This is a genomic window from Rugamonas violacea (genome assembly GCF_016461825.1).
In the GTDB taxonomy this organism is placed as follows: Bacteria; Pseudomonadota; Gammaproteobacteria; order Burkholderiales; family Burkholderiaceae_D; genus Rugamonas.
Genome location: NZ_JAEMNU010000094.1, coordinates 109,575 through 122,588, shown reverse-complemented (window position 1 = coordinate 122,588; position 13,014 = coordinate 109,575). Strand labels below are relative to the sequence as shown.

The window sequence follows — 13,014 nt, the reverse complement described above, 5'->3', positions numbered from 1 at the left end:
GCGCGGTGGTTTCGGTGGCATAGCGGAATGATGCTGGAAAGCCGCTTGGTTTACAACCCTTTATTGATGCGCTCGCTGCGGCTGAATAGTTACGATTTAATTATATGTATGTTTGGTTGGTATGTGAAATGAGGATAAGAATGAAGTTTTCGTATTTGCTGTTTCTCGTAATCCCAATACTGAATATCGCCTTAAATACTTTAAGTTTGAAGACTGCTCGTCTTGAGGGAACATTCTTTCAGGTAATAACTAGTTCAACATTTTGTCTAACTATATTTGTAGGAAGTGTTTCTGTTGTATGTTTGGTTGCGTTATATCGTAGTGGTGTTTCTCTGCCAAAGGGAATACTTTTTATGGGGGCTATTTCAATTTTGGTCGGATCTATTTGGGGGATGCTATACTCTAACGTTAGATTTACTTGGATAGAGTGGGGGTTGTTCATGGCCATAGGTCTTTTTATGCTCGCACGATTCTATCGTTTTATAAATTTTTCTAATTGATGGCATTTTATGATTACGAAAATAATATCGCTCTATAATAATAAAGGTGGTGTGGCGAAAACTACTACACTTTTTAATATGGCGATTTATCTCGCCAAAGAGATGGGTAAGAAAGTCTTGCTCGTAGATTGCGATCCACAGTGCAACTGCACCGAGTTATTTTATTGTTCTTCGGAAAATTTTGATAATCCGGATGAGATTCTTCCAGGAACAACAATTTATGAAGCATTAAAACCAAGGTTTGAAGGGGATGCTGCAAGAATAGATGTCAAAACTATTGACCTTGGTGTGTCACCAATTTATGAAAATCTCAATATATTGCGAGGAGATATTAATTTCTCTCGAGCAGAGCAATATTTCTCTTCTGCAATTGCACAAGCAGTAACTGAGTCTGTGCACGATAAAAACACCTATGCTGTGATGAGCCGAATGTTGAGGGATTTGGGCGAATTGCATAAATTTGATTATATTTTATGCGACGTCGGGCCAAGTGCTGGTTCTATTACTCGGATGACCATCTTGTCTTGTGACGGTGTTTTTATTCCAACTGCCCCAGATCGTTTCTCGTATCAGGCGGTGCAAGGTATGGGGGCAATTATGAATGATTGGCTTACACGCCATGATGTCATAGTATCAACTTTTGAACCCTATGGTATTAAGAATCCTTTTAAACAGACGTATTTCTTTGGTGCAATTCTTAATAACTATAAGATACATAGGGCCGGAAAGAAGAAGAGTTCCTATATGAGATGGGAGCAATTGATTAAAGATGGCATTAAGAAGTTTTTGCTCGCAGGTCCGGGGAATCGCTTAATCCCATTAACGCCTGCGTTGGAGGAGGAACCATTTGTAGCATCTATACGTGACGTTGGCCCTATGGCTCCGGTTGCCCAGATTGTGGGAAGAGCTATATTTGATATTTCCCAGGCCGATACCGTGCATGCGTCATCAGATGGTGATCATTATCGAGGGGTGGTGTGGGGGGATTGGCAGAGGCGAATGGAAGAGTATAAAGTTGAAATTGGTAAAATTATCTTTGCTATGGGATAACGGAAATGGCGATACCATATACCTTTGTTTCGCTGCTGGATGTACTTGGTTACAAAAATAAAATCAAAGAGGATCGGGAAAACGGAAAGGAAGATTTTAAGGTTAAGTTGGAGGCATCGCTTGCTATTATGGCAGGTGTAAATGAGACCGAGATTAGTTATCAGGCTATCAGTGACACAATTATCATAAGTGCTCATCCATCTACACCATTCTCGGAATTTCTTAAAGTTATTTCACAGGTTCATCGTTCATTTTTGACTAACGGCTTGTTCATTCGTGGAGGTATTGCTTTTGCGCCCCATTTTAAATCGGGTCTGCTTACGTATAGTCATGCCCTGCCAGTTGCTTATGAAATTGAGCAAAAGCAGGCGGTATATCCGCGAATAGTTATTGATAAAAATATTATAGAAATGATGAGTTCCGGTGGGAAGTTGGAATCTGAAATTGTTCTGATAGGTGATGAAAAATTGATATGTAGAGAGAATGGAATATACTTTCTTAATATAGTTAGAGAGGGTGCAAGTGCCTGTTATGATTTAGCAAAGGGTATTTATGAAAGTGAAGCGGCCTCGCTTGAGGGAAATGAACATGAACTAGCAAAGCACAGGTGGCTGCAAAATTTCATACTCACTATGGGTGAGGGGGACTTTGAACCATATATGGGGCGCGTTGAAGTCTTTATTCCTTCGGCAGGTAATATATAGGTTTAGTGAAAAACATTTTCTGGGAATTTGTTTTTTGTGTGTTTTGAAAATAGTATGTCGGACGGCGCGCTTGGCTTATTCTTAGTGGTAGGAGCGAATGGTTTTTTGGTGTTGTGGGCTGTGAGCTCGCCACAGGTAGGGCATGTGTCTCATACTCCGTTGGTGCCGTGTTCGACTCACGAGATGCCCACCAATAAAAATTCTTTCAGCTCCTTCACATTCTGGTCCGTTAGTCCATCAACAGGTCGCTCCCGAGATGCTTTCTCCGGTCCGAAGATTGATCCCGATGAAGCATCGGTATCCCTCCCCTGAATGGAGCGTGCAGTAGACTTTTCCCTTGCGCCGATCTCGGTCGCCTTTGGCTTGGCTGCAACTCGGATGAAAGTCGGGGGCCATCGAGTCGAACATCTCCTTCGCGGCAGTGCCGGTGATTTCGACAGCAAGCTTTCTGTCGGTAGCCGAAGGTGCTTCCCGCTCCCCCAGTTCGCCAGAATAAATTGAGTACGAGGCCTTGAGTGGCTTGTACTCCCACGTCCATTCTTTCGCGTGTGCCAAGGAGAGCAGCAAACTCGCACCAAGAAGCAGTCCCATGGTCCATTTCATGTCAACTCCGCAGCAGTACATGAAAATGGTTGTCGTGATCGGCCAACGGCGTGACGAAAGGGATATCTGGCCCATTGAAATAGATTAGCTCGACCGATGCGAAGGTGCGAAACATGTCAATCAACCTCGCTGTCGCGTCCTTGTCGTACTCCTTCTTCTGGCTCCAATACACCGGAATCTCAAGGCCGTCCTTGCGTAACGGGCGCACGTCGACCTCGAGCCCACTCCTGTGCGTTGCGTGATCTTTGTTTGCTATACCTCCGGCCAGGCTGATGTTCCCAACGCCAAATTTCCGGTTGTCTACGGCCTGCCATTCTCGCTCGACGCGCAAGATCGCGGTCATCATCAACGGGTGCGCGTACTGGAAGGCACCGTTGCCGGGCGTGCCATACACGTAGTAGCCTGCGTCCTCTGGGGCTTGCGGCAGCATAAAGTAGCGGCGCGAGTCCTTGGGCTGCAGCTGGAGCGTGCGGGTTTCCATCATGCCACCCGATTGGTCGAGAGGTTCCAGCTGCCCGCCGTGTTGCCGCCGGCTCCGCCGCTGATTTTCTGCTGGGTATATTTCCATTGGACCTTAGAAAATTTCAGTCCGATTTGGTCATGAAGCAGGCTACCCTCGTGGACAATCTGGTCGCAATTTCCGATCAAGACATTTTCCAACTCAAGCTCGTAATACTTCACCCGTTGCCCTTGGCCATCGGCACGCATGAATTCAAGCTTGGCTTTGGGAATTGTCCGGCCGGTGGAGCAGGTCATCATCAACAACGGCGAGGACAGATCGGCGAGCTTGGTGATCGAAATACTCCTGTGTTCGCAACGCTCGGCGGTGTGGCCGCCGGCCGTCGTCGCGGTTGCGCTTTTCGGCTGGCTGACGCCCCAATGGGCAGTGGTGATTTCGATCCAGCCGAGGTGATCGGAGTCGGCCGATTCGCCCTTTATTCCATCGATTTGCAGATATACGTCGATTGCCATAATGCCTCCAAAACTGGTTGTGGGAGTTCCAGAGGTATTGTCTGTTGACCGCGCTAAGCGGACTTGGGGCACGTCAACCCATGCGCAATGAATAGTCCACGCCGCCTGCGCGCCTAGTCGCCGATGGCGAACGGGCCGCCGTGGACCGCCGACAGGATCGCCTCGACCGCCGGGTGGCGGATCTTGCGCTCGTTGGAGATGGCGTAGAAGTGCTCGCGCAGCTCGGGCGCGTCGCCCACCAGCTGGACGTCGAACTGCTCCTCGATGTCTCGGCGCAGCGCCGACGGCGCGAAGAACAGGCCCATGCCGTTGCGGCCGAAGGTGTTGAGCATGGCGTTGTCCTCGAACTCGCCGACCACGTCGGGCCGCACGCCGTGCTGGATGAACCAGGCGTCGATGCGGCCGCGCAGCGCGTTGTTGCGGGTCGGTAGCAGCAGCGGCGCGCCGTCCAGGCCGGCCGGGAAGTCGCGCCGGTACTTGCGCGCCAGCTTTTGCACGCCGAACAGCTTCATGTCGCTTTCGCCCAGCAAGTGGCTGAACACGCGCAGGCCGCCGCCGCCGCGCACGGCGCGGTCGGTCAGCACCACGTCGAGCTTGTTCAATGCCAGGTCGGCCAGCAGCGACTCGAACTCGTCCTCCAGGCAGACCAGCTTGACCCGCTGGCCCAGCCGCTGGGTCGCCTCTAGCAGGCGGAAGGCGATCAGCTTGGGCAGCGAGTCGGAGATGCCGACGGTGAGCCGCATCTTGCCGCTGTCGGTGTCGTCGAGGGCGTCCTGCATCTGGTCGCCGAGCAGGAAGATCTGGTCGCAATAGCCGAGCGCGACGCGGCCCGCTTCGGTCGGCACCAGGCGCCGGCCCTGCGGTTCGAGCAGCGATTTGCCGACGTCCTGGTCGAGCTGGGCGAGCTGCATGCTGACCGTCTGCACCGCCAGTCCGAGCCGCTCGGCGGCGCGCGTGACGCTGCCCTCCTTGGCCACCATCCAGAAAAAATACAGGTGGCGATAGTTCAATCCGGTCGTTTTCATCTTCTGCTTTTCCGAAGTAATACTTCAATTATCTTCTATTTTTTAAAAGCCGGTTGTTGTCTACACTGCTTGACATTGATTTCAAACATAAAAGGAAAGACCAATGAAACACTTCAGGGTGTCATTCCTCGTCACCTTCATCTGTCTTGCAGGTGCCGGTTGGTGGGGCTACGAACATACCGGCTGGCCGGGCGCCTTGTCGGCGGTCGGTATCGCGGCGATTCTGGGCGTGATGGAAGTCTCGCTGTCGTTCGACAACGCGGTGGTCAACGCCTCCGTGCTGAAGAACTGGGACAAGTTCTGGCAGGGGCTGTTCCTCGGCGTCGGCATCATCGTCGCGGTGTTCGGCATGCGTCTGCTGTTCCCGCTGGTGATCGTGGCGCAGGCCGCCGACCTGGGACTGGTGGAGGTGTGGAACTTGGCGCTGAACGATCCCAACGCCTACTCCATGCACTTGACCAACCACCACGCCGAAGTGGCGGCATTCGGCGGCATCTTCCTGCTGCTGGTGTTCTTGAACTTCCTGCTGGACGACGAGAAGGAACTGCATTGGCTGGGCCATCTGGAACAGAAGCTGGGCGCGCTGGGCAAGGTTTCGTCGATCTCGGTGATGGTGGCGATCGGTACGCTGTTGGCGACCCTGACCATGATCGAAGATGCGCAAAAACTGGTGGTGCTGACCTCCGGCCTGTGGGGTGTGTTGACCTACGTCGGCGTCGACGTGGTGAGCAGCCTGCTGGAGAAGGAAGAAAGCGGCGGCAACGTTGGCGATCTGGTCAAGCGCGGTGGTGTCGGCGGCTTCCTCTACCTGGAAGTGTTGGACGCTTCGTTCAGCTTCGACGGTGTGATCGGCGCCTTTGCGATCACCAAGGATGTCGTCATCATCATGCTGGGCCTGGCCATCGGCGCGATGTTCGTGCGTTCGCTGACGGTGTTCCTGGTGAAGAAGGGCACGCTCGACGAGTTCGTCTTCCTGGAGCACGGCGCGCACTACGCCATCGGTATTCTGGCGCTGATCATGTTGGCCAGTATGAAGTTCCACGTGCCGGAACTGTTCACCGGCCTGATCGGTGTGGCCTTCATCGTAGCGTCGCTGTGGTCGTCGGTGCGCCACCGCCGCAAGCAGGAAGCGCTGGCACCGGCGGCGGCTTGAGCGGCAAGCGGCAAGCGGCAAGCGGCAAGCAATAGCAATAGCAATAGCAAGGAATTGAAGTACGCGGCGGGCTAAGGACACCGGCCCGTCGCGGTGGTAGCAAGGCGCAATGGCCACAAGCCGCGCCTGGTGTTCATCTCAATCACATAGGAGTAACACATCATGGCAATCAGTCTGCAAAAAGGCGGCAACGTCAATCTGAGCAAAGAAGCTCCCGGCCTGTCGAAACTGACGGTTGGTCTGGGCTGGGACGCGCGCGCCACCGACGGCGCCGCCTTCGACATCGACGGTTCGGCATTCCTGCTGAAGGCCGACGGCAAGGTGCGCGGCGACGCCGACTTCATCTTCTACAACAACCTGAAGTCGGTCGAGGGCGCGGTCGGCCACTCCGGCGACAACCGCACCGGCGACGGCGACGGCGACGATGAAACCATCACCATCGACCTGAGCACGGTGCCGGCCGACGTCGATCGCATCGCCATCTGCGTCACCATCCACGACGGCGAAGCGCGTCGACAGAACTTCGGCATGGTGCAGAAGGCTTCCGTACGCTGCGTGAACAGCAACGGCAACGTCGAACTGGCCCGCTACGATTTGTCGGAAGACGGCTCGGTGGAATCGGCGCTGGTGTTCGGCGAAGTCTACCGCAACGGCGGCGATTGGAAGTTCAAGGCTGTCGGCCAGGGCTTCAAGGGCGGTCTCGGCCCGCTGGCCAGCTCGTTCGGCGTCAACATGTAAGTTTGGTTTTTCAGGATAGGCCGGGGAGGGCGGGTCCTGCCCCGGCGCCACAGTCACACCGCCCGTTGGCGGGTACCAGCAAGGAGAGCATATGCCTACATTTTCCGTCACCGGGGACGTCGATCCCTTCCTGCACGTATCGCTGAAACAAGGTGAAAAGATCTACTGCGAGTCGGACGCGATGGTCATGATGGAGGCGACCCTCGACTTGAAGGGCAAGATCACCGGCGGCATCGGCAGCGCGTTGATGCGGCGCTTCGCCAACGGCGAGTCGTTCTTCCAGCAGCATATCGAGGCGGTGCGCGGCGAGGGCGATTGCCTGCTGTCGCCCACGCTGCCCGGCGCGGTGCAGGTGATCGAGGTCGGCGCGCGGCAGTACATGCTGAGCGACGGCGCCTTCGTCGCCGCCACCTCCGGCGTCGAGCTGAAGGTGCGCACCCAGAGCCTGGGCAACGCCCTGTTCGCGCAGAGCGGCGGCTTCTTCATCACCGAGACGGCCGGCAGCGGCCAGGTGGCGGTGTCGGGCTTCGGTTCGATGTCGCAGCTGGAGGTCACGCCGGGCAAGGACGTGGTGATCGACAACTCGCACGTGGTGTGTTGGGACAGTTCGCTGCACTACGAGATCTCGGTCACCACCGGCGGCTCGGGCGGCGGCTTCCTGAGCAATCTGGTCAACAGCCAGACCAGCGGCGAGGGCATGGTGTTGCGCTTCTCGGGCAGCGGCAAGATCCTGGTCTGCTCGCGCAACCGCGACGCCTTTTTGAGCTGGACCCAGCGCCGCGCTTCGTAAGGCGCCAACACAAGCGCGGCACAAGCGCGGCGCGAACGCCGTGGCAACCAACAGCGCAATCAATACGCAGCAAGCGCGCCGGCCTTCGTCGGCGCGCCCACCGAATACACAAGGAGTTTCACATGTCAGTCAATCTGCAAAAAGGTCAGAAAATCTCGCTGGAGAAGGAAGCCGGCGGCGCCCTCGGCAAGGTCACCATGGGCCTGGGTTGGGACGCCATCAAAACCAAGGGCTTCCTCGGCTTCGGCTCGAAGTCCGAGGCGGTCGACCTGGACGCCTCGTGCGTGATGTTCGACGAAGCCAACCGTCCGCTCGACGTGATCTGGTTCCGCCAGTTGAAGAGCCGTGACGGCAGCATCGTCCACACCGGCGACAACCGCACCGGCGCCGGCGACGGCGACGACGAACAGATCAACGTCGATCTGAACGCGGTGCCGGCCGCCGCGCGCAGCCTGGTCTTCACCGTCAACAGCTTCACCGGGCAGAACTTCTCCCAGGTGGAGAACGCCTACTGCCGCCTGCTGAACGCCGCCAACGGCCAGGAAGTGGCGCGCTTCAACCTGTCGGTACAGGGCGGCCACACGGCGCAGATCATGGCCAAGGTGTACCGCCACAACGGCGAGTGGAAGATGCACGCGATCGGCGAGAACGCCAGTGGCCGCACCTTTGACGATCTGCTGCCGCTGATCGCCCAGCACCTGTAAGTCGACGCGGCGGGCGCAGTACCGGCTGTGCCTTGACGTGTCACTTCGGCGCCACCTATCCGGTGGCGCCGTTTTCATTTCCCCGCCGCTTTTTCTGCGCCGATTTTTTCAGATGGCCGCGGCCAGCACCATGCGCCGCCGCGTCGCGGCCAGGTAGCAGCCCAGCGACAGCAACGAGAACCCCAGCAGCACCGTCAGCAGCACGGCCGGCGCCGGTGCGCGCGCGACGATGGCGGCCACCGCCAGCGGTCCGGCGGCGCGCGCCACCAGCGACGGGCCGGCCAGCGCGCCGGCGATGGCACCGTAGTTCCTGCGGCCGAACAGCGCCGCCGGCAGCGTGCCCTTGACGATGGTGAGGATGCCGTTGCTCAGTCCATACAAGGTGCAGTACAGGGCCAGCGCCCACTGGCTGCTGCCGAAGAACAGCAGCACCAACAGCGCCGCCGGCATGGCGCCGAAGGTGAACTTGCCGATGGTTTGCGGCAGCGAGTTGCGGCCCAGCGTCATCTCGCCGATGCGGCCGGCCACCTGCATCGGTCCGACCAGCGCGGCCAGCATCACCGCCAGCGCGGCGGTGTGGCCGAACTGGACGAACAGGGGGATCAGCTGCACCGACATGGCGGAGAAGATGAAGCTGTTGGCGGCGAAGGCCAGCGCCAGTTTCCAGAAGGCCGGGTGGCGCAGTGCCTCGTGCAGCGTGTGGCTGCGCTCGGCCTGTTCGGCCGCCGTGGCCGCAGTGGCATGGCCGGCGGCGGGCGTGGCGGCGTGGCGGCCGGCCAGCAGCAGGTGCAGCGGCAGGCACACGGCGATCTGCAGCGCGCCGTACAGCGCGTAGGTGTCGCGCCAGCCCAGCAGCAGGTCGAGTTGCTGGGTCAGCGGCCAGAACACGGTGCTGGCGAAGCCGCCAAACAGGGTCAGCGTGGAGATCGCCTGGCGTCCCTGCGGGCCGAACTCGCGGTTGATGGTGGCGAAGGCCGCCTCGTACATGGTCAACGCCATGGCCAGTCCGAGCACGGCCCAGGCGGCGAAGTAGAGCGGCAGACTGTGGCTGCGGCTGAGCAGCAGCATGCCGACGCCGGACACCAGCGAGCCGGCGCCCATCACCAGGCGGCCGCCGTGGCGGTCGAGCAGCACGCCGACCGGCGTGGCGACCAGGCCGGACACCAGCAGGCTGAGGGAGAACGCGCCCAGCACCGCCTCGGCGCGCCAGCCGGTCTCCAGGCGGATGTGCGGCGCCAGCACGGCGATGGCGTAGTACAGCGAGCCCCAGGAGAGGATTTGCGTGACGGCCAGGATGGCGATGGTTTTGCGGGGCTGGTGCATGGCGTGGCTAGCAGATGGCGAGTTGGTTTCGACCGGCCAGATCGTACACCAGTCTGGCCGCCGCGGCGCTGGCGCTTGCCGCCGCTGCGGCGCTTTTTCGGCCGGCCCGCACAGGGCCTGGCCCGCAACGGTATAATGTTGCAATGGAAAAACTAAAGGATCTCTCGCTCATCGTCTCGCAGGCCACCCGTGGCGAGCTGGTCTTTCCCACCAGCGTCAACGCGGCGTTGCGTCTGCAGTTGGCGCTGAGCGATCCCGATTGTCACAGCGAGGACGTGATACGCAAGGTGCTGGGCGAGCCGCTGCTGGCGGCGCGCACGGTGGCGCTGTCCAACGCGGCGGTGTTCAAGCGCCGCGGCGAGACCGTCACCAGCGTGCGCGGCGCCGTCATGCGGGTCGGTTACCGCAACCTGTACACCATGGCCGCCGCGATGGTGGTGCGGCAGTTCGGCAACCGCATCCGCGACGCGGCGCTGCGCCACAAGGCCGAGCAGCTGTGGCAGCACACCGCCCACGTGGCGGCGCTGGCCCATGTGGTGGCGCGCAAGATCACCGGCGTCGACGCCGACACCGCGCTGTTCGCCGGCATCGTCCACGAGGCGGGCGGCTTCTACCTGCTGTCGCGCGCCGACGACGTGCCGGGCGTGCTCGACCATCCGGAAGAGTGGCTCGGCGCGGCGCAAGAAATCATCAGCCGCGAAATGATGCGCAAGATGGCGATTCCCGAAGCGGTCAGCCAGGCCATCGTCACCTTGCCCGGCGCCGTGTTGACGCCGCCGCCGGCCGGCCTGCGCGACACCCTGCTGATCGCCAAGCGTCTGGCGCCGGTGCCGTCGCCGATGTACGTGCCGCCCGACGAGGCGCGCCGCAACGCGGCGCTGGAGCGCTTCGTCAACGACAACGAGGTGCTCGACCGCGTGCTGCTCGAATCGGCCGAAGAGGCCCATTCGATGAGCGCGGCCCTGCTGGCCTGAGCGCCGGCCCGGCGCGCCGGGCGCATTGAGGGCGGCCCGGCGTCAGCGCCAGAACTGGTAGCCCAGCACCAGCGCGTTGTACAGCGCGTGCACCAGCATCGGCGCCAGCAGCACCTTGCTGCGGTGGTAGGCCAGCGCGGTGCACAGGCCGAGCACGAACACCGGCAGCATCGATAGCGGCGGGTGGACGATGGCGAAAATCGCCGCGCTGGCGACGGCCGCCGGCAGCGGCGCCATCGAGCGGCGCAGGCCGCCGAAGATCAGGCCACGGAAGATGAACTCCTCGCACAGCGGCGCGGCCAGCACGCCCAGCAGCAGCCAGCCGCGCTGCTGTGTGGTTTGCGCCATCTGCTGCGCCAGTTGTTGCGTCATCTGCGGCGCCAGCGCGCCGTTCAGCAACCAGTACAAATAACCCAGCCCCGCGACGGCGGCCAGCAGACCCAGTCCGACACCCCAGGCCAGCACTGCCGCCGGCCGCGCGCCGCGCAGCAGCAGCGGCTGGCCGCCGGTCTTGCTGCGCCAGTAGACCAGCCGCGTCAGCAGATACACCGCCGCGCCGGCGATGGCGAAGGCCTGCACCAGCGTCGCCAGGTCGATCCGGCTGATGTCGTCGGCCAGGATGTAGCAGGCCAGGCCTTGCAACACGAAGAACAGCGTGGCGGCGATCAGGCCGTCGGCGGCCGAGACGCGGGCCGGCGGCGCGGCCGTCGGATCGAGCAGATAGGGCAGCTCGTCGCGCGCCTTCTGCCACAGCGCCAGCGCCAGCGCGCCGGTCAGCACGATGACCACCAGCTTCTGCGCCCACAGCTCGGTGTAGATGGCGTAGACGTAGAAACTGGTCAGCAGCATGTACAGGTAGAGGTAGGTGGGGCGCACGCGGTTGCGCACGTCGGTCGCCTGCGGGTCGCAGGCGAAGACGCCGAGGGCGACGGCGATCAGCGAGTAGATCGGCAGGCCGGCGGCGACGATGGCCAGCAGCACCAGCAACTGCCAGTCCAGCGTCGGCGACAGCCAGGCGCCGACGCCGAACAGCGTCAGCGGATACAGCAGCGCCAGCATGGCCCACAGCTGGGCTTTTTCCATCAGCACGCTGTCGATCTGGCGCGGGAAGGTGTACAGCAGCCACAGCACCTGGCCCTCGTTGTTCAGCGTCTGGAAGGCCGACAGCATCAGCACGTAGGCGCCGATGCCGAAGGCCATGGCGGCCAGCAGCGTGTGGTGGTTGCCGAGTTCGGCGATGCTGTCGAGCCGGCCGTTGAAGACCAGCTGGCTGCCGACGATCACCACCGGCAGCAGCAGGCTTTGCGTCAGGAAGGCGGTGTCGCGGCTGAGCAGGCGCAGCTCGCGCCGCTTGATCGGCGAGGAGAGCAAGCCTTGCAGGGCGGCGCGCAGGCCGCCCTTGGCCGCGGCGGCCGGCGCGGCGGCGTGCGCGCCGACAGCCGCGCCCACAGCCCNNNNGCGTGCGCGCCGACAGCCGCGCCGACAGCCGCGCGCGGGCGCGCCCGCTGGCGCGAGCCGGCCGCCACCACGCCGTCGCGCAGTTGCCAGCGCAGCAGCGCCACACCGGCCCACAGCAGCAGGCCGGTGGCCGCCAGCAGCAGCGCCCAGCCCAGCGCCGCCAAGGCCGGCGTCGGCGCGGCCAGCGCGCGCAGCGCCAGGCCGGGCGGCGTCCAGGCCGGCCAGGCGGGAAAGGCGCGCGCCCAGTCCAGCGTGAAGCTGCTGGCCTGCGGCATGCTGAACGACAGCGCCAGATACATGAAGGGCAGGCCGGCCAAGCCGCACAGCGCCTGTAGATTGCGCAGCTGGGCGGCCGGCAGCGCCATGCGCAGGCCGGTGTCGGCGATGGTGCGCAGCAGCGCCGCCAGGGCCAGCAGCAGCGTGGTGGCCGCCAGGCTGAGTACGGGCGCGCTCCAGCGGTAGCCGGCGAACCAGGCCAGCACGCCGAGCGCCGGCCACAACGCCAGCAGGCCGGTCGGATTGGTCAGCGTGCGTTCCAGCACGCGGCCCCACAACAGCGGGCCACGGCGCAGCGGCAGCGTGACCAGCCACTCCAGGTCCCAGTCCGGCTGGGCCAGTTCGCGGCTGCCCAGCGGCAGCAGGATGCTGACCATGAACAGCAGACTCAGATTCATCGTCAGCGCCCGCGTCATGGCCGGGCTGAGCGGCGCCTGCGCCACCTCGCGCGCGGCGGCCGCCAGGTCGAAGTCGCGGCGGCCGCCGGCGTCGTGCTGCAGGCAGGCGCTGGCCGGTTCGAGTTTGCATTGCAGCGTGACGACGGTGGTGCGCGCCATCTGCAGGAAGGCGAAGGACATCACCAGGCCGACGATCGCGGTCAGCAGCCACTGGCTGCCGCGCTTGGCCGGCGTGGCCCGGCGTGTGGCCGGGGCCTTGGCCTTGCCGGCGAATGCGCTGAAGGCCTGGTTGAGCAGGCGGCGCAGTCGCAGCCGCGCCAGCAGCCACATGGCGCGGCCGTTCGAC

General features: G+C 61.2%; 13 protein-coding genes. 7 read left to right on the top strand and 6 right to left on the bottom strand.

Annotated elements, in window-relative coordinates; genetic code table 11:
- Window positions 1–509 precede the first annotated feature (509 nt).
- Both H7U20_RS18405 and H7U20_RS18400 read left to right on the top strand, forming a co-directional pair.
- Window positions 510–1,550, top strand: coding sequence for a ParA family protein (locus tag H7U20_RS18405; protein ID WP_233410873.1), 1,041 nt, complete (start codon window positions 510–512; stop codon window positions 1,548–1,550).
- A 5-nt stretch (window positions 1,551–1,555) separates the two neighbouring features.
- The gene (locus H7U20_RS18400; RefSeq protein WP_199760594.1) at window positions 1,556–2,254 is read left to right on the top strand and encodes a hypothetical protein; all 699 of its coding nucleotides are present in this window, start codon (window positions 1,556–1,558) and stop codon (window positions 2,252–2,254) included.
- 237 nt (window positions 2,255–2,491) lie between these two features.
- On the opposite strand, the gene H7U20_RS18395 is transcribed toward H7U20_RS18400, so the two are convergent.
- The 4 genes from H7U20_RS18395 to nhaR all read right to left on the bottom strand — a co-directional run bounded on the left by H7U20_RS18395 (window position 2,492) and on the right by nhaR (window position 4,854).
- Window positions 2,492–2,857 (bottom strand): hypothetical protein, encoded by a 366-nt coding sequence (locus H7U20_RS18395; protein ID WP_233410872.1) that lies wholly within the window; start codon window positions 2,855–2,857, stop codon window positions 2,492–2,494.
- 1 nt (window position 2,858) lies between these two features.
- Window positions 2,859–3,341 carry a penicillin-insensitive murein endopeptidase gene (locus H7U20_RS18390; protein ID WP_199760593.1) on the bottom strand — a complete coding sequence of 161 codons (483 nt, stop codon included), beginning with the start codon at window positions 3,339–3,341 and terminating at the stop codon, window positions 2,859–2,861.
- Window positions 3,338–3,829, bottom strand: coding sequence for an Hcp family type VI secretion system effector (locus H7U20_RS18385; protein ID WP_199760592.1), 492 nt, complete (start codon window positions 3,827–3,829; stop codon window positions 3,338–3,340). Before H7U20_RS18385 ends, H7U20_RS18390 begins: the two co-directional genes overlap by 4 nt.
- A 113-nt stretch (window positions 3,830–3,942) precedes the next feature.
- Entirely contained in the window at window positions 3,943–4,854 is a 912-nt protein-coding gene (gene nhaR, locus H7U20_RS18380) for a transcriptional activator NhaR (protein ID WP_199760591.1), read from the bottom strand.
- A 103-nt stretch (window positions 4,855–4,957) separates the two neighbouring features.
- Between nhaR and H7U20_RS18375 the strand changes: the two genes are divergently transcribed.
- The 4 genes from H7U20_RS18375 (at window position 4,958) to H7U20_RS18360 (ending at window position 8,239) form a co-directional block, all read left to right on the top strand.
- Window positions 4,958–6,007 (top strand): DUF475 domain-containing protein, encoded by a 1,050-nt coding sequence (locus H7U20_RS18375; protein WP_199760590.1) that lies wholly within the window; start codon window positions 4,958–4,960, stop codon window positions 6,005–6,007.
- Window positions 6,008–6,169: 162 nt separating this feature from the next.
- On the top strand, window positions 6,170–6,745 hold the full coding sequence (locus H7U20_RS18370; protein ID WP_199760589.1) for a TerD family protein: 576 nt from the start codon (window positions 6,170–6,172) through the stop codon (window positions 6,743–6,745).
- A gap of 91 nt (window positions 6,746–6,836) precedes the next feature.
- Complete coding sequence (locus H7U20_RS18365) at window positions 6,837–7,535, top strand: TIGR00266 family protein (RefSeq protein ID WP_199760588.1); 699 nt, start codon at window positions 6,837–6,839, stop codon at window positions 7,533–7,535.
- Window positions 7,536–7,657: 122 nt separating this feature from the next.
- Window positions 7,658–8,239, top strand: a complete 582-nt coding sequence (locus tag H7U20_RS18360) for a TerD family protein (protein WP_199760587.1) — start codon at window positions 7,658–7,660, stop codon at window positions 8,237–8,239.
- A 108-nt stretch (window positions 8,240–8,347) separates the two neighbouring features.
- Here H7U20_RS18360 and H7U20_RS18355 read toward each other — a convergent pair whose 3' ends face one another.
- The gene (locus H7U20_RS18355; protein ID WP_199760586.1) at window positions 8,348–9,562 is read right to left on the bottom strand and encodes an MFS transporter; all 1,215 of its coding nucleotides are present in this window, start codon (window positions 9,560–9,562) and stop codon (window positions 8,348–8,350) included.
- Window positions 9,563–9,705: 143 nt separating this feature from the next.
- On the opposite strand from H7U20_RS18355, the gene H7U20_RS18350 reads away from it, so the two are divergent.
- On the top strand, window positions 9,706–10,536 hold the full coding sequence (locus H7U20_RS18350; protein ID WP_199760585.1) for an HDOD domain-containing protein: 831 nt from the start codon (window positions 9,706–9,708) through the stop codon (window positions 10,534–10,536).
- A gap of 42 nt (window positions 10,537–10,578) precedes the next feature.
- Here H7U20_RS18350 and H7U20_RS31100 read toward each other — a convergent pair whose 3' ends face one another.
- A complete protein-coding gene (locus tag H7U20_RS31100; protein WP_458351869.1) occupies window positions 10,579–11,985 on the bottom strand; it encodes a CPBP family glutamic-type intramembrane protease in 1,407 nt (468 codons plus the stop codon).
- Between the last annotated feature and the right edge of the window lie 1,029 nt (window positions 11,986–13,014).

Bases quoted from the DNA above. Each gene is read 5' to 3' on its own strand.
- H7U20_RS18350 (WP_199760585.1), top strand. From the start codon at position 9,706: ATGGAAAAACTAAAGGATCTCTCGCTCATCGTCTCGCAGGCCACCCGT.
- H7U20_RS18405 (WP_233410873.1), top strand. From the start codon at position 510: ATGATTACGAAAATAATATCGCTCTATAATAATAAAGGTGGTGTGGCG.
- H7U20_RS18370 (WP_199760589.1), top strand. From the start codon at position 6,170: ATGGCAATCAGTCTGCAAAAAGGCGGCAACGTCAATCTGAGCAAAGAA.
- H7U20_RS18400 (WP_199760594.1), top strand. From the start codon at position 1,556: ATGGCGATACCATATACCTTTGTTTCGCTGCTGGATGTACTTGGTTAC.
- H7U20_RS18360 (WP_199760587.1), top strand. From the start codon at position 7,658: ATGTCAGTCAATCTGCAAAAAGGTCAGAAAATCTCGCTGGAGAAGGAA.
- H7U20_RS18355 (WP_199760586.1), bottom strand. From the start codon at position 9,562: ATGCACCAGCCCCGCAAAACCATCGCCATCCTGGCCGTCACGCAAATC.
- H7U20_RS18375 (WP_199760590.1), top strand. From the start codon at position 4,958: ATGAAACACTTCAGGGTGTCATTCCTCGTCACCTTCATCTGTCTTGCA.
- H7U20_RS18365 (WP_199760588.1), top strand. From the start codon at position 6,837: ATGCCTACATTTTCCGTCACCGGGGACGTCGATCCCTTCCTGCACGTA.
- nhaR (WP_199760591.1), bottom strand. From the start codon at position 4,854: ATGAAAACGACCGGATTGAACTATCGCCACCTGTATTTTTTCTGGATG.
- H7U20_RS18390 (WP_199760593.1), bottom strand. From the start codon at position 3,341: ATGATGGAAACCCGCACGCTCCAGCTGCAGCCCAAGGACTCGCGCCGC.
- H7U20_RS18395 (WP_233410872.1), bottom strand. From the start codon at position 2,857: ATGAAATGGACCATGGGACTGCTTCTTGGTGCGAGTTTGCTGCTCTCC.
- H7U20_RS18385 (WP_199760592.1), bottom strand. From the start codon at position 3,829: ATGGCAATCGACGTATATCTGCAAATCGATGGAATAAAGGGCGAATCG.